At 69.7% G+C, this 17,454-nt stretch carries 13 protein-coding genes, 1 tRNA gene and 1 pseudogene; 10 read left to right on the forward strand and 5 right to left on the reverse strand.

The window, feature by feature from the left end:
• The first annotated feature begins 187 nt into the window (after positions 1-187).
• The 5 genes from GTY67_RS06455 (at position 188) to GTY67_RS06475 (ending at position 5,980) form a co-directional block, all read left to right on the forward strand.
• Entirely contained in the window at positions 188-1,423 is a 1,236-nt protein-coding gene (locus GTY67_RS06455; RefSeq protein ID WP_093686381.1) for a branched-chain amino acid ABC transporter substrate-binding protein, read from the forward strand.
• Between the two features lie 96 nt (positions 1,424-1,519).
• The gene (locus tag GTY67_RS06460; protein WP_093686380.1) at positions 1,520-2,449 is read left to right on the forward strand and encodes a branched-chain amino acid ABC transporter permease; all 930 of its coding nucleotides are present in this window, start codon (positions 1,520-1,522) and stop codon (positions 2,447-2,449) included.
• The gene (locus GTY67_RS06465; protein ID WP_343238643.1) at positions 2,446-4,284 is read left to right on the forward strand and encodes a branched-chain amino acid ABC transporter permease; all 1,839 of its coding nucleotides are present in this window, start codon (positions 2,446-2,448) and stop codon (positions 4,282-4,284) included. Before GTY67_RS06460 ends, GTY67_RS06465 begins: the two co-directional genes overlap by 4 nt.
• A gap of 2 nt (positions 4,285-4,286) precedes the next feature.
• Entirely contained in the window at positions 4,287-5,267 is a 981-nt protein-coding gene (locus tag GTY67_RS06470; protein WP_161278064.1) for an ABC transporter ATP-binding protein, read from the forward strand.
• A complete protein-coding gene (locus GTY67_RS06475) occupies positions 5,264-5,980 on the forward strand; it encodes an ABC transporter ATP-binding protein (protein ID WP_093686378.1) in 717 nt (238 codons plus the stop codon). The genes GTY67_RS06470 and GTY67_RS06475 overlap by 4 nt, the downstream gene beginning before the upstream one ends.
• A 72-nt stretch (positions 5,981-6,052) precedes the next feature.
• Here the strand turns inward: GTY67_RS06475 and GTY67_RS06480 are convergent, their stop codons facing one another.
• Positions 6,053-6,709, reverse strand: a complete 657-nt coding sequence (locus GTY67_RS06480) for a response regulator (RefSeq protein WP_018512090.1) — start codon at positions 6,707-6,709, stop codon at positions 6,053-6,055.
• Between the two features lie 97 nt (positions 6,710-6,806).
• Here GTY67_RS06480 and GTY67_RS06485 point away from each other — a divergent pair.
• Positions 6,807-6,881, forward strand: a tRNA-Leu gene (locus GTY67_RS06485).
• A gap of 109 nt (positions 6,882-6,990) precedes the next feature.
• Positions 6,991-7,629 (forward strand): transcriptional regulator, encoded by a 639-nt coding sequence (locus GTY67_RS06490; protein ID WP_202461338.1) that lies wholly within the window; start codon positions 6,991-6,993, stop codon positions 7,627-7,629.
• 6 nt (positions 7,630-7,635) lie between these two features.
• Here the strand turns inward: GTY67_RS06490 and pyk are convergent, their stop codons facing one another.
• Both pyk and GTY67_RS06500 read right to left on the reverse strand, forming a co-directional pair.
• Positions 7,636-9,075, reverse strand: coding sequence for a pyruvate kinase (gene pyk / locus GTY67_RS06495; RefSeq protein ID WP_093686376.1), 1,440 nt, complete (start codon positions 9,073-9,075; stop codon positions 7,636-7,638).
• 120 nt (positions 9,076-9,195) lie between these two features.
• A complete protein-coding gene (locus GTY67_RS06500) occupies positions 9,196-9,921 on the reverse strand; it encodes an SIMPL domain-containing protein (RefSeq protein ID WP_161278065.1) in 726 nt (241 codons plus the stop codon).
• A 144-nt stretch (positions 9,922-10,065) separates the two neighbouring features.
• Here GTY67_RS06500 and GTY67_RS06505 point away from each other — a divergent pair, with 144 nt between their 5' ends.
• Positions 10,066-11,907 carry a 5'-nucleotidase C-terminal domain-containing protein gene (locus tag GTY67_RS06505; protein ID WP_161278066.1) on the forward strand — a complete coding sequence of 614 codons (1,842 nt, stop codon included), beginning with the start codon at positions 10,066-10,068 and terminating at the stop codon, positions 11,905-11,907.
• A gap of 60 nt (positions 11,908-11,967) precedes the next feature.
• Here the strand turns inward: GTY67_RS06505 and GTY67_RS06510 are convergent, their stop codons facing one another.
• Together GTY67_RS06510 and GTY67_RS06515 are read right to left on the reverse strand one after the other, a co-directional pair.
• Positions 11,968-13,395 carry a SidA/IucD/PvdA family monooxygenase gene (locus tag GTY67_RS06510; protein ID WP_161278067.1) on the reverse strand — a complete coding sequence of 476 codons (1,428 nt, stop codon included), beginning with the start codon at positions 13,393-13,395 and terminating at the stop codon, positions 11,968-11,970.
• Positions 13,392-14,816 (reverse strand): aminotransferase class V-fold PLP-dependent enzyme, encoded by a 1,425-nt coding sequence (locus tag GTY67_RS06515; protein ID WP_161278068.1) that lies wholly within the window; start codon positions 14,814-14,816, stop codon positions 13,392-13,394. The genes GTY67_RS06510 and GTY67_RS06515 overlap by 4 nt, the downstream gene beginning before the upstream one ends.
• Before the next feature lie 438 nt (positions 14,817-15,254).
• On the opposite strand from GTY67_RS06515, the gene GTY67_RS06520 reads away from it, so the two are divergent.
• Positions 15,255-15,596: a metalloregulator ArsR/SmtB family transcription factor gene (locus tag GTY67_RS06520; protein ID WP_028415692.1), complete on the forward strand. Its 342-nt coding sequence runs from the start codon at positions 15,255-15,257 to the stop codon at positions 15,594-15,596.
• Positions 15,597-15,670: 74 nt separating this feature from the next.
• Positions 15,671-17,260 (forward strand): annotated as a pseudogene (locus GTY67_RS35290) (SulP family inorganic anion transporter); the annotation flags it as partial.
• Positions 17,261-17,454: the final 194 nt, after the last annotated feature.

Consider the following 17,454-nt stretch of genomic DNA (forward strand, 5'->3'; position numbering starts at 1 on the left):
CGGCATAACAAGAGCGTCACATCCGTCGCCGACCCGTCCCGGACGCCCCCAGCTGCGCTTAGAGTCACCGCCAGTCACCGCGCCGCCGGGCACGTCTGCTGCACAGCCCCCTCGCACCACCTCAGTACGCCCGGCGACCGACACGGCACCTCAAGCAGAGGAGGCCGCGCCAGGGAAAGGACTTTTCGTGCGACACCGTTCTTTGCTCATACTCACTGCCGTGCTCACCACCGGAGCACTCACCCTCACCGCCTGCGGTTCGCGCGACGACAGCAACAACAGCGGCGGCGGCGACGGTGGCACCACGACCGTCGTCATCGGCCTCGACGCCCCGCTCACCGGCGACCTCTCCGCCCTCGGCCTCGGCATCAAGAACTCCGCCGACCTCGCCGTCAAGCAGGCCAACGCCAAGAAGTACGTCGAAGGCGTCACCTTCGAGATCCAGGCCCTCGACGACCAGGCCCAGCCGTCGTCCGGCCAGCAGAACGCGAGCAAGTTCGTCGCCAACAAGAAGGTCCTCGGCACCGTCGGCCCGCTGAACTCGTCCGTCGGCGAGTCCATGCAGAAGGTCCTGGCCGACGCCAAGCTCGCCCAGGTCTCCCCGGCCAACACCTCGCCCTCCCTCACCCAGGGCCAGAAGTGGAACGAGGGAACCAAGGAGCGCCCCTTCGCCTCCTACTTCCGCACCTCGACCACCGACGCCGTCCAGGGCCCCTTCGCGGCGCAGTACCTCTTCAACGACGCCAAGAAGAAGAAGGTCTTCGTCATCGACGACAAGAAGACCTACGGCGCCGGCCTCGCCGGCACCTTCAAGGCCGAGTTCGAGAAGCTCGGCGGCACCATCGCCGGCACCGAGCACATCGACCCCGAGACCAAGGACTTCTCCTCGGTCGCCACCAAGGTCAAGAGCTCCGGCGCCGACGTCGTCTACTACGGCGGCGAGTACCCTGCGGCCGGCCCCCTCAGCAAGCAGATCAAGAAGGCCGGCGCCAAGATCCCGCTCGTCGGCGGCGACGGCATCTACAGCGGCGAGTACATCAAGCTCTCCGGCGCCGAAGGCGTGGGCGACCTCGCCACCTCGGTCGGCGCGCCGATCGAGACCCTGCCCTCCGCCAAGGACTTCGTCGCGAACTACGAGAAGGCCGGCTACAAGGAGCCCTTCGAGGCTTACGGCGGCTACTCCTACGACGCCGCCTGGTCGATCATCGAGGCCGTCAAGGCCGTCGTCGAGGCCAACGACGGCAAGCTCCCGAGCGACGCCCGCGCCCAGGTCGCCGAGGCCGTCGGCAAGGTCGACTTCGACGGCGTGACCGGCAAGGTCTCGTTCGACGAGTACGGCGACACCACCAACAAGCAGCTCACCGTCTACGAGTACAAGGACGGCGCCTGGGCCGCGGTCAAGTCCGGCGAACTGACCAGCTGACACCCACCAGCCCGACCTACCACCGGCAGCGCGGGGCACCGCACACCAGGCGCCCCGCGCTGCTCTATATCCGGCGAAAGACACGGAGGACCCGCGGTGAACGAACTGCCGCAACAGCTGGTCAACGGCCTGCTACTCGGATCGATGTACGGGCTCGTCGCCATCGGCTACACGATGGTCTATGGCATTGTCCAGCTCATCAACTTCGCCCACGGCGAGATCTTCATGACCGGCGGCTTCGGGGCCCTCACGGTCTGGCTCATACTCCCCAGCGGCACCAGCGTGCTGCTCGCACTCCCCCTCATGCTCATCGGCGCGATCGTCGTCGCCACCACCATCGCGGTCGGAGCGGAACGATTCGCCTACCGACCGCTCCGCGGCGGACCACGCCTCGCACCCCTCATCACCGCCATCGGCCTCTCGCTCGCCCTCCAGCAAGCCGTATGGGCCTGGTACCCGGGCGCCAAGTCCGCCCGCACCTTCCCCGAAATCCCCGGCGGACCCTTCGAGCTCGGCCCCGTCACCATCCAGACCGGTGACGTCTTCCTGCTCATCGCCGCCCCCGTGTCGATGGCCGTCCTCGGCTACTTCGTCATCAAGACCCGCACCGGCCGCGGCATGCAGGCCACCGCGCAGGACCCCGACACCGCCAAGCTCATGGGCATCAACACCGACCGCATCATCGTGGTCGCGTTCGCCCTCGGCGCCACCTTCGCCGCCATCGGAGCCGTCGCCTACGGCCTCAAGTACGGCGAGGTCCAGTTCCGCATGGGCTTCCTGCTCGGCCTCAAGGCCTTCACCGCAGCCGTCCTCGGCGGCATCGGCAACATCTACGGCGCCATGATCGGCGGCCTCACCCTCGGCGTCGCCGAGACCATGGCCGCCGCCTACATCGCCGAAGTCCCCGGCCTCGAACAGCTCGGCGGCCAGTCCTGGGCCAACGCCTGGGCGTTCGTACTCCTCATCCTCGTGCTCCTCTTCCGGCCCCAGGGCATCATGGGCGAGCGCGTCGCGGACAGGGCGTGACCACCATGACCACCACACAGACCACCAGCACGGTCACCGCACCCGCACCGACCGCACCCACCACCGGCGGCACCCTCACCCTCCCGCCGCACATCGCCCGCGCCACCGCCACGGCCGGCGGAGCACTCACCGTCGTCTCCGCCTTCCTCGCCTGGACCTGGACCTCCGCCTTCCCCGGCGACCTCACGGTCTACGGCTACCCCGGCGGCCTCCAGTGGCTCGTCCTCGTCAGCGGCGCCCTCCTCGCCCTCTTCGGCCTCTCCTCCTACGGGATCAAGGGCCTGGGCTGGCTCACCCCCCAGGGCGCCGACCCCGCGATCCGGCTCGCCGCCTACGCGGCCTTCGCCACCGCCTGGTTCACCATGGGCGCCATCAGCACCAAGCTCGGCGGCGCGGTCAACCTCGAACCCGGCGCCTACGTCGCCCTGGCCGCCACCCTCATCGGCTGGCTCGGCGCCCGCTCCCTGCCCTACGAGCGGCCCGAGAACCACCCGGCCGACCCCGAGGACAGCGCCTTCGAGCAGTTCAAGCACCGCTTCAGCAACCGCTGGGCCACCTACAAGGCGACCCTCGCCACCGGCACCGCCCAGCCCGCGAAGACCCTCCCCTCGTACATCGAGATCCTGATCGTCGCGGTCGTCCTCGCCCTCGGCCTCGCCGTCTTCACCTACGGCATCACCACCGAGTACGACGAGCTCTTCATCGGCTTCCTCATCACCGCCGGCTTCGGCTTCGCGGCGATCCAGAAAGCCGGCCTCATCCAGCGGGTCTCCACCCTCACCGCACGCCACCGCAACGTGACCCTCGTCGGCGCCTTCGTCGCCGCCGCGGCCTTCCCGTTCACCCAGTCCGACGACCAGTACGCGACCATCGGCGTCAACATCCTCATCTTCGCCACCGTCGCCCTCGGCCTGAACATCGTCGTCGGCCTCGCCGGCCTCCTCGACCTCGGCTACGTCGCCTTCCTCGGCGTCGGCGCCTACGCCGCCGCCCTGGTCTCCGGCTCTCCGACCTCCCCGCTCGGCATCCAGCTGCCGTTCTGGCAGGCCATCCTCGTCGGCGCCACCGCATCCATGGTCTTCGGCGTCCTCATCGGCGCCCCCACCCTGCGACTGCGCGGCGACTACCTCGCCATCGTGACCCTCGGCTTCGGAGAGATCTTCCGCATCGCCGTCCTCAACCTCGACGGCACCTCCGGCCCCGACGTCACCAACGGCTCCAACGGCATCTCCTCGATCCCGAACCTCTCCATCTTCGGCTTCGACTTCGGCGCCACCCACTCCATCGCCGGATTCACCATCGGCCGCTTCGCGAACTACTTCTTCCTGATGCTGCTCGTCACGCTCATCGTGGTCGTGGTCTTCCGCCGCAGCGCCGAATCCCGCATCGGCCGCGCCTGGGTCGCCATCCGCGAGGACGAGACCGCAGCGGAAGCCATGGGCATCAACGGCTTCCGCACCAAGCTCATCGCCTTCGCCCTCGGCGCCACCCTCGCCGGCCTCGCCGGAGCCGTACAGGCACACGTCACCTACACCGTGACCCCCGAGCAGTACCAGTTCGCCCACGCCGTCCCGCCCAACTCGGCCTTCCTCCTCGCAGCGGTCGTCCTCGGCGGCATGGGAACGATCAGCGGCCCGCTCGTCGGCGGCGCACTGCTCTTCCTCATCCCCGCCAAGCTCCAGTTCATGAGCGACTACCAGCTCTTCGCCTTCGGGCTCGCGCTGGTCCTGCTGATGCGCTTCCGCCCCGAGGGCCTCATCGCCAACCGCCGCCGACAGCTCGAATTCCACGAGAAGGACGAAGCGCCCGCCACTCTCACCAAGGCAGGGGCCTGACGATGACCACCGACACCACCACCGCCGAGGCCACAGCCGTGAGCGCACCCGGCGAAACTGTCCTCGACGCCCGCGGCGTCACGATGCGGTTCGGCGGCCTCACCGCCGTCCGCTCCGTCGACCTCACCGTCAACTCCGGCGAGATCGTCGGCCTCATCGGCCCCAACGGCGCCGGCAAGACCACCTTCTTCAACTGCCTCACCGGCCTCTACATCCCCACCGAGGGCGAAGTCCGCTACAAGGGCAACGTCCTCCCCGCCAAATCCTTCAAGATCACGGCGACCGGCATCGCCCGCACCTTCCAGAACATCCGGCTCTTCTCCAACATGACCGTCCTGGAGAACGTCCTCGTCGGACGCCACACCCGCACCAGGGAAGGCCTCTGGTCCGCCCTCCTCCGCGGCCCCGGCTTCCACCGCGCCGAGGCCGAATCCAAGGCCCGGGCCATGGAACTGCTGGAGTTCGTCGGCCTCGACCACAAGGCCGAACACCTCTCCCGCAACCTCCCCTACGGTGAACAGCGCAAGCTGGAGATCGCCCGCGCGCTCGCCAGCGAGCCCGGACTCCTCCTCCTCGACGAGCCCACCGCAGGCATGAACCCGCAGGAGACCCGCGCGGCCGAAGAACTCATCTTCGCCATCCGCGACAAGGGCATCGCCGTCCTCGTCATCGAGCACGACATGCGCTTCATCTTCAACCTCTGCGACCGCGTCGCCTGCCTCGTCCAGGGCGAGAAACTGGTCGAAGGCACCGCCGCCGAGGTCCAGGGCGACGACCGCGTCGTCGCCGCCTACCTCGGCGAACCCTTCGAGGGCGACCCGGGCGCCGCCGAAGTCGCCGAGGTCGAAGCCGCCGAAGCCGCCGCCGCAACGGAGACCACCGGGGCCACCGCCCCGGAAGCCCCCGCCCCCGCGGCCGAGGCCACCACCGAGGACGCCCCGGCCGCCCCCGGCGAGAGCACCAGCAAGGAGAACGACCGATGACCGCACTTCTCGAAGTCGAGGACCTGCGCGTCGCCTACGGCAAGATCGAGGCCGTCAAGGGAATCTCGTTCAAGGTCGAAGAAGGCGAAGTCGTCACCCTCATCGGCACCAACGGCGCCGGCAAGACGACGACGCTGCGCACCCTCTCCGGACTGATCAAGCCGCTCGCCGGCCAGATCAAGTTCAACGGCAAGTCCCTCCGCAAGGTCCCGGCCCACCAGGTCGTCTCCCTCGGACTCGCCCACTCCCCCGAGGGCCGCCACATCTTCCCCCGCATGTCCATCGAGGACAACCTGCGCCTCGGCGCGTTCCTCCGCAAGGACAGCGACGGGATCAACAAGGACATCCAGCGCGCCTACGACCTCTTCCCCATCCTCGGGGAACGCCGGAAGCAGGCCTCCGGAACCCTCTCCGGCGGCGAGCAGCAGATGCTCGCCATGGGCAGGGCCCTGATGTCCCAGCCGAAGCTGCTCATGCTGGACGAGCCCTCCATGGGCCTCTCCCCCATCATGATGCAGAAGATCATGGCGACCATCACCGAACTGCGTGCCCAGGGCACCACCATCCTGCTCGTGGAGCAGAACGCCCAGGCGGCGCTCTCGCTCGCCAACCACGCGCACGTGATGGAGGTCGGCAGCATCGTCCTTTCCGGCACCGGCGAGGACCTGCTGCACGACGACTCGGTCCGCAAGGCGTACCTGGGCGAGGACTGAGGCCTTCCCCGTACGCGAGAGGCCCGCACCCGGTCCCGGGTGCGGGCCTCTCTCCTGCGCGTTCGTACGGGGCTACTCGGCCGCCTTCTTCTTCTCCTCGGCGTCCGCGATCAGCGCCTCCGCCAGCTGCTGCATCGACATCCGGCGGTCCATCGACGTCTTCTGGATCCACCGGAACGCGGCCGGCTCGGAGAGCCCGTAATCCGTCTGGAGGATGCTCTTCGCCCGGTCCACCAGCTTCCGCGTCTCCAGCCGCTGGGAGAGGTCCGCGATCTCGCTCTCCAGCGCCTTCAGCTCCGCGAACCGGGAGACGGCCATCTCGATGGCCGGCACGACGTCGCTCTTGCTGAACGGCTTCACGAGGTACGCCATCGCCCCGGCGTCCCGGGCCCGCTCGACCAGGTCGCGCTGCGAGAAGGCGGTGAGCATGAGGACGGGCGCGATGGACTCCTCGGCGATCTTCTCGGCGGCGGAGATCCCGTCGAGGACCGGCATCTTCACATCGAGGATCACCAGGTCCGGCTTGTGCTCCCGGGCCAACTCGACGGCCTGCTGCCCGTCGCCCGCCTCACCGACGACGGAGTAGCCCTCCTCCTCCAGCATCTCCTTGAGGTCGAGGCGGATGAGGGCCTCGTCCTCGGCGATGACGACGCGGGTCGTCAGCGGCGGGACGTGCGACTTGTCGTCGTCGACGGCGTCTACGGGCTGGGGCGACTCGGGGGTGGTCACGGGGCTCCTTGATATGGGGCAGATACTGCTGCCACGAGCCTACCTAGCTCCTGTAAGGTAGTGACGCGCAGGGCAGCAATGACCCTTCCTTTCTAAGGCCCCAGTACTCCAACTGGTTAGAGAGGCCGCTCTCAAACAGCGGACAGTGTGGGTTCGAATCCCACCTGGGGCACTTTTCCTTCGATTCCAAGGCGCAACGCCGGTGATCGAAGTTCACTTGATCCGGGTACTGGCGTTCCATTCCGCACCGGATCACCATCTGCGCGACAAGACTCACCGCCATGTACGACGTGAAGACGCGCGAGCGAGTTCTGGCTCTGGTCGCGCAGGGCCGCAGCCTCAATTCCGTGAGCAAGCAGACCGGCATGTCGCGCGCAGCGATCCGCTCCTGGCAGACGCGCCTCGAACCGGTCGACAAGCACCGGAGCAGGTCATGCCCGAGGTGTGCCGAAGAGCCCACGGCGATCGAGCACTCCTCCTCGTATGCCTACTTACTGGGGCTCTACCTCGGGGACGGCTGCATCAGCGCAGCGAAGCGTGGCGTGTACTCGCTGCGAATCGCGTGCGCCGACGCCTGGCCGGGCCTCATCGACGCCTGCGCCGAAGCCATCCGGATCTCGCGCCCACACAACAAGGACGCCCACCCCTGGGAATTCATCCGCGGGCTCATCCACTCCGATGGCTGCCGCATCACCAACTGGGCCACGCGCATGGTTCGCGGCGAACGCAAGCGCTACGAATACCCCCGGTACTTCTTCACCAACAAGTCCGACGACATCCGCAAGCTCTTCAGCGACACCCTCACCGCCGTGGGTGTCGAGTGGACCACCCTCGCGCGCGGCAGCAAACCCCTCAACATCTCCGTAGCCCGACGGGCATCCGTCGCCCTCATGGATGCGCACGTCGGGCCGAAATACTGAGCCGCCCTACTTCGGGCTGTCGTCCTCGCCGATGTGGTGGACGCGGACCAGGTTGGTGGAGCCTGCTACGCCGGGCGGGGAGCCGGCGGTGATCACCACGATGTCGCCCTTCGCGCAGCGGCCGATGCGCAGGAGTTCCTCGTCGACCTGGGCCACCATCGCGTCCGTGGAGTCGACCTTCGGGCCGAGGAAGGTCTCGACGCCCCAGGTGAGGTTGAGCTGGGCGCGGGTCGCTTCGTCGGGGGTGAAGGCGAGGAGCGGGATGGGTGAGCGGTAGCGGGAGAGGCGCTTGACCGTGTCGCCGCTCTGGGTGAAGGCGACGAGGAACTTGGCGCCGAGGAAGTCGCCCATCTCGGCGGCGGCCCGGGCGACCGCGCCGCCCTGGGTGCGGGGCTTGTTGCGTTCGGTGAGGGGCGGGAGCCCCTTGGCGAGGATGTCTTCCTCGGCGGCTTCGACGATGCGGGACATGGTGCGCACGGTCTCGATGGGGTACTTGCCGACGCTGGTCTCGCCGGAGAGCATCACCGCGTCGGTGCCGTCGATGATCGCGTTGGCGACGTCGGAGGCTTCGGCGCGGGTGGGGCGGGAGTTGTCGATCATCGAGTCCAGCATCTGGGTGGCGACGATGACGGGTTTGGCGTTGCGCTTGGCGAGCTTGATGGCGCGCTTCTGGACGATCGGGACCTGCTCCAGGGGCATTTCGACGCCGAGGTCGCCGCGGGCGACCATGATGCCGTCGAAGGCGGCGACGATGTCGTCGATGTTCTCGACGGCCTGGGGCTTCTCGACCTTGGCGATGACGGGGAGGCGGCGGCCTTCCTCGTCCATGATGCGGTGGACGTCGTCGATGTCGCGTCCGGTGCGGACGAAGGAGAGGGCGATGAGGTCGGCGCCGGTGCGCAGGGCCCAGCGGAGGTCGTCGATGTCCTTCTCGGAGAGGGCGGGGACGGAGACGGCGACGCCGGGGAGGTTGAGGCCCTTGTTGTCGGAGACCATGCCGCCTTCGATGACGGTGGTGTGGACGCGGGGGCCGTCGACGTCGGTGACTTCGAGGGTGACGCGGCCGTCGTCGACGAGGATGCGTTCGCCGGTGGTGACGTCGGCGGCGAGGCCGTCGTAGGTGGTGCCGCAGATGTCGCCGTTGCCCTCGTTCTCCAGGGGTTCGACGGTGATGGTGAAGGTGTCGCCGCGTTCAAGGAGTACGGGGCCTTCGCGGAAGCGTCCGAGGCGGATCTTCGGGCCTTGAAGGTCGGCGAGGATGCCGACGCTGCGGCCGGTCTCTTCGGCGGCTTTGCGTACGTGGTGGTATCGCTGCTCGTGTTCGGCGTAGGAGCCATGGCTGAGGTTGAAGCGGGCGATGTCCATTCCCGCTTCGACCAAGGCCTTGATCTGGTCGTATGTGTCGGTTGCCGGTCCCAGGGTACAAACGATTTTCGCTCGGCGCATGGTTCGAGCCTAAACCTTACCTACGGGTAGGTATTTGGCTCGGCATGACACCTCAACAACCTTTGGGTGAAGGGTTATTGACAAGTGTTGAATTGTGCGGCGGTCCGCTCCGATGAGCGTTTATCCGAGGGCCGGCGGGATGAGGGTGAACGAGGCTTCGACCTGGGCGTCGATGTTCTGGCGTACGGGTTCGAGGTCGATGGGGGCGGCGTCGGGTTCCGCTCCTCCCGCGGCCGCGGCGTAGGGCATGGATTCGGCGAAGGCGGCGCGGCCGAGGGGGCTGTGGTGGGTGCCGGTGTCGCTGAGTTCGAGGAGGGCGCCGAGGCGGGTGTCGAGGGCTTCGGCGTATTCGCGGGCGCGCTGGAGGGCTTCGCGAACGGCTTGGCGGCGTGCGGTGGCGTGGTGGGGTGAGGTGGGGCGCAGGGACCACCAGGGGCCGTCGACGCGGGTGAGTTCCTGGTCGGCGAGGCGGGCGGTGAGTTCGCCGAGGGTGGTGAAGTCGTTGACGGTGAGGGTGAGTTGGATGTGGCCGTGGTAGGAGCGGACGCGTTCGGCGCGGCCGTGGCGGGTGAGTTCGGGGTTGATGGAGAGGGTGCCGGTCTCGAGTTTTTCGATGGTGTCGCCGTAGCTCTTGATGAGGTCGAGGGTGGTGGTGTTGCGGCGGGTGAGGACGTCGAGGGTGGTGCGGCGGTCGGTGGAGCGGGCGGTGACGGTGACGGTGATGTGGGCGATTTCGGGGTCGACTTCGAGGTGGGCTTCGCCGCGGACGGTGACGTGGGGGGTGTCGGGGGTGCCGTAGGGGTGGTGGGCGGCGGGTGCGGGCTGGGGGGTGGGGGTTTCGGTCATGCGTTCACTGTGGCACGGGGGGTGGGTGTGGAGGAGGTGTGTGGGGTGGTCATCGGATCGAAACCTGCGTGGGGTGTTGCGTGGAACGGGGGGCGGGTCAGAATCTACGCGCGTTGCCCGTACTGAACGAGGAGTGAGTGAGCGATGTCGTTGAACCCCGTGGACCGCAGGACGTTTCTGGGCCGTTCGGCTGCCGCCGGTGCGGGGGTGGCGTTGGCGGGCGGTGCGGTCGTGGGGGCGGCGGGTACGGCGGAGGCGCACGGCCGCGGGCATGGCCATGGGCACGGTCATGGGCGGCCTGGGAAGCGGTACTCGTTCACGGTGATGGGCACCACGGATCTGCACGGGAACGTCTTCAACTGGGACTACTTCACCGACAAGGAGTACGACGACGCGGCCCACAACGACGTCGGTCTGGCGAAGATCTCGACGCTGGTGGATCAGGTGCGCCGGGAGAAGGGGCGCCGGAACACTCTGCTGATCGACGCGGGTGACACGATCCAGGGCACGCAGTTGTCGTACTACTACGCGAAGGTCGATCCGATCACGGCGCGGCGTGGTCCGGTGCATCCGATGGCGCGGGCGATGAACTCGATCGGCTATGACGCGGCGGCGCTGGGGAATCACGAGTTCAATTACGGGATTCCGGTGCTGCGGAAGTTCGAGGAGCAGTGTGATTTTCCGCTGCTGGGGGCGAACGCACTGGATGCGAAGACGTTGCGGCCGGCGTTCGCCCCGTACGTCATCAAGCGGTTGCGGACGCCGTTCGGGCGTGATGTGCGGGTGGCCGTTCTCGGGTTGACGAATCCGGGGATCGCGATCTGGGACAAGGTGAATGTGGGCGGGAAGATGGTGTTCCCGGGGCTGGAGGAGCAGGCGGCGAAGTGGGTGCCGAAGCTGCGTTCGATGGGTGCCGATGTGGTGATCGTGTCGGCGCATTCGGGTTCGTCGGGGACGTCGTCGTACGGGGATCAGTTGCCGTACGTGGAGAACGCGGCGGGTCTGGTGGCGGAGCAGGTGCCGGGGATCGACGCGATTCTGGTGGGGCACGCGCATGTGGAGATCGCCGAGCACTTCGTCACGAACAAGGCGACGGGGAAGCGGGTCGTTCTTTCGGAGCCGGCGAAGTGGGGGCAGCGGCTGACGGTTTTCGATTTCGATCTGGTGTGGGAGAAGGGGCGCTGGGCGGTCGAGAAGGCCGGTTCGCAGGTGCTGAATTCGAATACGGTGGCGGAGGACCGGAAGGTGGTCTCGCTGTTGCGGAGCGAGCACCGGAAGGTGGTGGCGTATGTGAACCAGGTGATCGGTACGTCGGTGGTGGCGATGTCGACGGCGGACGCGCCGTGGAAGGACGAGCCGATCATCGATCTGATCAACCAGGTGCAGACGGAGACGGTGGCGGCGGCTCTGGCGGGTGGGGAGTACGGGGAGCTGCCGGTGCTGTCGCAGGCGTCGTGTTTCTCCCGTACGGCGGGGATTCCGGCCGGTGATGTGACGATCAAGGACGCGGCGGGGCTGTATCCGTTCGAGAACACGCTGGAGGCGCGGCTGCTGACGGGGGCGCAGCTGAAGGAGTACCTGGAGTATTCGGCGCGGTATTACGTGCAGACGCCGGCGGGTGGTCCGGTGGACACGGCGAAGCTGACGAATGCGGACGGGATTCCGGATTACAACTATGACGCGGTGTCGGGGGTGGCGTACGACATCGATATCGCCAAGCCGGTGGGGTCGCGGATCGTGGGGCTGTCCTTCGAGGGGAAGCCGGTGGATCCGGCGGCGCGGTTCGTGTTCGCGGTGAACAACTACCGGGCGAGCGGTGGGGGTAATTTCCCGCATGTGCCGGGGGCGAAGCAGCTGTGGGCGAATTCGGACGAGATCCGGAACACGATCATCGCCTGGGTGCAGGAGAAGGGGTCGGTGGATCCGGCGGCGTTCGCTTCGGTGGGGTGGCGGCTGACGCGTGAGGGGACGCCGGTGTTCCCGTAACCCTGTTCGTCCGGCCCGGGGCTCCTTCGGTGGGGTCCCGGGCCGTTCTGTGTCCGGCGGCTAGACGGACTGGCTGAGGGGGATGAGGGCGGGGGCCTGGGCGGGGACGCGGGGGTGGTCGGTGGTGAGGCCGAAGGTGGTGAAGGCGGTGCGTTCGGGGAGGGGGTAGGGGGTGGTGCCGGTGAGGTTGTTGAGGATGGTGGCGCTGCGCCAGGCGGCGAGGCCGAGGTCGGGGGCGCCGACGCCGTGGGTGTGGCGTTCGGCGTTCTGTACGTAGACGTGTCCGGTGACCGTGCGGTCGAGGATCAGGCGGTACTGGTCGTCGATGCGGGGGCGGTGGGAGGCGTCGCGGCGGAGGTAGGGGTCGAGGCCGCCGAGGAGGGCGTCGAGGGGGCGTTCGCGATAGCCGGTGGCGAGGATGACGGCGTCGGTGGTGAGGCGGGAGCGGGTGCCTTGCTGGGTGTGTTCGAGGTGGAGTTCGACGCGGGTGTTGGCGAGGCGGCCTGCGGTGCGGACGTGGACGCCGGGGGTCAGGGTGGCGTCGGGCCAGCCGCCGTGGAGGGTGCGGCGGTAGAGCTCGTCGTGGATGGCGGCGATGGTGTCGGCGTCGATGCCTTTGTGGAGCTGCCATTGGCGGGGGACGAGTTCGTCGCGGGCGGTTTCGGGGAGCGCGTGGAAGTAGCGGCTGTAGTCGGGCGTGAAGTGCTCCAGGCCGAGCTTGGAATATTCCATGGGCGCGAAGGCCTGGGTGCGGGCGAGCCAGTGGATCTTCTCGGCGCCTTCGGGGCGGGCGCGCAGGAGGTCGAGGAAGACTTCGGCGCCGGACTGCCCTGAGCCGATGACGGTGATGTGGTCGGCGGCGAGGAGGCGTTCGCGGTGGCGGAGGTAGTCGGCGGAGTGGAGTACGGGGACGGACGGGGCTTCGGCGAGGGGGCGCAGGGGTTCGGGGACGAAGGGTTCGGTGCCGATGCCGAGGGCGATGTGGCGGGCGTAGGCGCGGCCGAGGGCTTCGGCTTCGCCGTCGGGGTCGAGTTGGGTGAAGTCGACTTCGAAGAGGGCGCGTTCGGTGTTCCAGCGGACGGCGTCGACCTGGTGGCCGAAGTGGAGTCCGGGGAGTTGTTCGCTGACCCAGCGGCAGTAGGCGTCGTATTCGGCTCGTTGGATGTGGAAGCGCTCGGCGAAGTAGAAGGGGAAGAGGCGGTCGCGGGTGCGGAGGTAGTTGAGGAAGCTCCAGGGGCTGGAGGGGTCGGCGAGGGTGACGAGGTCGGCGAGGAAGGGGACTTGGAGGCTGGCGCCGTCGAGGAGGAGGCCGGGGTGCCAGTGGAAGGCGGGGCGTTGTTCGTAGAAGGTCGCGGCGAGGGGGCGGGGGTCGTCGGGGGCGGCCGGGATGTTGTGGGCGAGGGCGGCGAGGGAGAGGTTGAAGGGGCCGATGCCGATGCCGACGAGGTCGTGGGGGCGGTCGGGTGCGGGGGCGGGCCGGTCGGTCATCGCGGGGTGTCGCCTTCCGTGCGGGGGGTGGGGGTGGTGGTGACCGCCAGGCCGGTGGTGGTGGCGGTGACCAGGTCGATGAGGGCCTGGAGGTCCTGGGGGGTGGTGTGGGGGTTGAGGAGGGTGGCCTTGAGCCAGAGGCGGCCGGCGGCGTGGGCGCGGCCGAGGACGGCGTGGCCTCGGTTGAGGAGGGTGCGGCGGAGGGTGGCGACGGTGTGGTCGTCGGCTCCGGTGGGGCGGAAGAGGACGGTGGAGATGGTGGGACGGTCGTAGAGGTCGAGGGCGGGGGTGTCGGTGATGAGGTCGGCGAGGTGGTGGGCGGTGGCGACGGTGCGGTCGATGAGGTCGGCGAGTCCGGTGCGGCCGAGGGCCTGGAGGGTGACGGCGATCTTGAGGGCGTCGGGGCGGCGGGTGGTGCGCAGGGAGCGGCCGAGGAGGTCGGGGAGGCCGGCTTCGGTGTCGTCGTCGGCGTTGAGGTAGGGGGCGTGGTGGTGGAGGGGGGTGAGGTGGTGGCGTTCGGGGACGGCGAAGAGGCCGGCGGATGCGGGTTGCCAGCCGAGTTTGTGCAGGTCGAGGGTGATGCTCTGGGCGCGGTCGAGGCCGTGGAGGAGGGTGCGGTGGGTGGGGCTGAAGAGGAGGGGTCCGCCGTAGGCGGCGTCGATGTGGAGTTCGGCGCCGTGGGTGGCGCAGAGGTCGGCGATGGTGTCGAGGGGGTCGATCTGGCCGGTGTCGGTGGTTCCGGCGGTGGCGACGACGAGGAGGGGGCGGTCGAGGCGGGTGAGGGCTTCGTCGAGGGCGGCGGGGTCGAGGGTGCCGGTGGGGGCGGGGACGGTGACGGGTTCGGGGAGGCCGAGGAGCCAGGCGGCGCGGGCGACGCTGTGGTGGGTGTTGGTGGCGCAGACGGTCTGGACGGGGCCGTGGCGTTCGCGGGCGAGGAGGAGGGCGAGTTGGTTGGCCTCGGTGCCGCCGGTGGTGATGACGGCGTCGGGTGAGGGGGCGTGGGGGTAGATCTCGGCGGCGAGTGCGGTGGTGAGGTCGGCTTCGAGGGCGGAGGCGGCGGGGGCCTGGTCCCAGGAGTCCATGGAGGGGTTGAGGGCGCTGGCGGCGAGGTCGGCGGCGGCCGCGAGGGCGAGGGGCGGGGTGTGGAGGTGGGCGGCGCAGTGGGGGTGGGCGGGGTCGGCGGCGCCTTCGGTGAGGGCGGTGACGAGGGCGCGGAGGGCGTGGTGGGCGCCGGTGCCGTGGTCGGGGATGAGGGGGTGGGTGGCGGTGCGGGTGCGGGGGGTGACGGTGTCGGGTCCGCCGGCGGGGAGGGGGCCGTCCCGGAGGGCCGCGCCGTCGTGGAGTGCGGTGAGCACGGTGTCGATGAGGGGGCGCAGTGCGGCGGGGCCTGCGGTGCCTCCGGCGAGGGGTGGGGTGGGCATGGGTGGGGTGGTCCTTCGGGAGGGCGGGGGTGGACATGCCAGCTTGTCCCGGGTTTCGGGCGGCGCGGCCGAAGAGGTCAACGATCTGAACTCGAAAGGGGTACTGGTGGCCGGTGTGGGCCATTTGCCGGGGGTTTTGGTGGTAAGGCTGTGCGGTTCCGGGACGGGTGTACGGGTGGTCCTGGAGGGGCGGGTGTGACGGGCGCGGCGCGTGTGACGGGGCCGGGTGCGGCGGGCGCGGCGAGGGCTGGGCGCGGGGTGTGACGAGGGCGGGGCGCGGGGACCGGCACGTCGGCGGGAGTTAGCCGATCAACCAATTGCAAAATTCTGCAATTCACTACATGCTGTGGGGGCCGTCCCGCCGTCACCCGTGCGGCACGGCCCCCGCTCGGCTCCCCGCCCGCGGTGGTGGCGTACGGCGGAGGAGAGCACGGAGCGATGGCGGTCCCCCTGTACCAGGCGAAGGCCGAGTTCTTCCGGATGCTCGGGCATCCGGTCCGCATCAGGGTCCTTGAGCTGCTCCAGGACGGTCCGCTCCCCGTACGGGACCTGCTGGCGGCGATAGAGGTGGAGCCGTCGTCCCTGTCGCAGCAGCTGGCGGTGTTGCGCCGGTCCGGGATCGTGACCGCGACCCGGGAGGGTTCGACCGTGGTGTACGAGCTGGCCGGTGGTGATGTCGCCGAGCTGATGCGGGCGGCCCGGCGCATCCTGACCGAGATGCTGGTGGGCCGGGACGGGCTGCTGGCCGAGCTGCGGGAGGCCGAGGTGTCCTCGCGGTGACGGCGGTGTCCACGCAGGTGTCGCCGTGGGGCCGGGTGCGGGCGCTGCTGCCCGTACGGGCGGACTTCGCGGCCATGACCCGTAACCCCCGCCGTGATCTGCTCGCCGGGCTCACCGTGGCGATCGTCGCGCTGCCGCTCGCGCTCGGCTTCGGGGTCTCCTCGGGGCTCGGTGCCGAGGCCGGGCTCGCGACGGCGGTGGTCGCCGGGGCGCTGGCGGCGGTGTTCGGCGGGTCGAACCTCCAGGTGTCGGGGCCGACCGGGGCGATGACGGTGGTCCTGGTGCCGATCGTCGCCGAGCACGGCCCGGGCGGGGTGCTGACCGTGGGGCTGATGGCGGGGGCGCTGCTCATCGGGCTGGCGCTGCTGCGGGCGGGGCGGTCCATGCGGTACGTCCCCGCGCCGGTGGTGGAGGGGTTCACGTTCGGCATCGCGGGGGTCATCGCCCTCCAGCAGGTCCCGAACGCGCTGGGCGTGGCGGTGCCCGAGGGCGACAAGGTGCTGGTGGTCGCCTGGCGGGCGGTGCAGGAGTTCGCCGCGCATCCGGATGTGACGGCTCTCGCCATCGCCGTGGGGGTGGCCGGGGTGATGCTGCTGGGCGCGCGGCGGTTCCCCACGGTCCCGTTCTCGGTGGTCGCGGTGGCGCTGGCGACCGTGGCGGTGTCGGTGTTCCGTCTGGACGCCGAGCCGATCGGGGCGCTGCCGGCCGGGCTGCCCGCGCCGTCGCTGGGCTTCCTGGAGGTGTCGGCGCTGGGGTCGCTGGTGGCACCGGCGGTCGCGGTGGCGGCCCTGGCGGCGCTGGAGTCGCTGCTGTCGGCGACGGTGGCGGACGGGATGACGGTGGGGCAGAAGCACGACCCGGACCGGGAGCTGTTCGGGCAGGGCATCGCCAATCTGGCGGCCCCGCTGTTCGGCGGGGTGCCCGCCACGGCGGCGATCGCCCGTACGGCGGTCAATGTCCGTACCGGTGCCTCTTCCCGGCTCGCGGCGCTGGCGCATGCGGCGGTGCTGGCGGTGATCGTGTTCGCGGCGGCGCCGCTGGTCTCGCGGATCCCGCTCGCCGCGCTGGCCGGGGTGCTGCTGGCGACGGCGGTGCGGATGGTGGAGGTGGGGGCGTTGCGGGCGATGGCCCGGGCGACCCGTTCGGACGCGGTGGTGCTGGTGCTGACGGCCACCGCGACGCTGGTGCTGGATCTGGTGCTGGCGGTGGTGATCGGGCTGGTGGTGGCGGGGGCGCTGGCGTTGCGGGCGGTGGCGGGCGAGGCGCGGATGGACCGGGTGGACCTGCGGGAGGACGAGGGTACGGGGGCGGAGGCGCCGGGTGCGCACAGCGAGGAGGAGCATGCGCTGCTGGCCGAGCACATCGTGGCGTACCGGATCGACGGCCCGTTGTTCTTCGCCGGGGCGCACCGCTTCCTGCTGACGCTGTCGGAGGTCGCGGACGTGCGGGTGGTGATCCTGCGGATGTCACGGGTGACGACGGTGGATGCCTCGGGTGCGCTGATGCTGAAGGACGCGGTGCACCAGCTGAACCGGCGGGGCATCGCGGTGCTGGCCTCGGGCATCCGCCCCGGGCAGCGGCAGGCGCTGGAGTCGGTGGGGGCGCTGGAGCTGTTGCGGCGGGAGGGCCGGGAGTACGCGACGACGCCGGAGGCGATCGCGGGGGGCGCGCGACCGGTTGCGGGAGGCGGGGGTGCTGGCCCCTGGCCACGGCCTGACGAAGGCGGGAGCGTCGAAGGCCGGGGCCTCGGTGACCCGTGCGTCGGTGGCCGGTGCCGAGGAGGCCGCCCGGTGATCAGGCCCCATGACTCGTTGCCGTACCGCCATGTGCTGACGCTGCCCACGATGGGCTCGGCGGT

The organism is Streptomyces sp. SID8374, assembly GCF_009865135.1.
GTDB lineage: Bacteria > Actinomycetota > Actinomycetes > Streptomycetales > Streptomycetaceae > Streptomyces.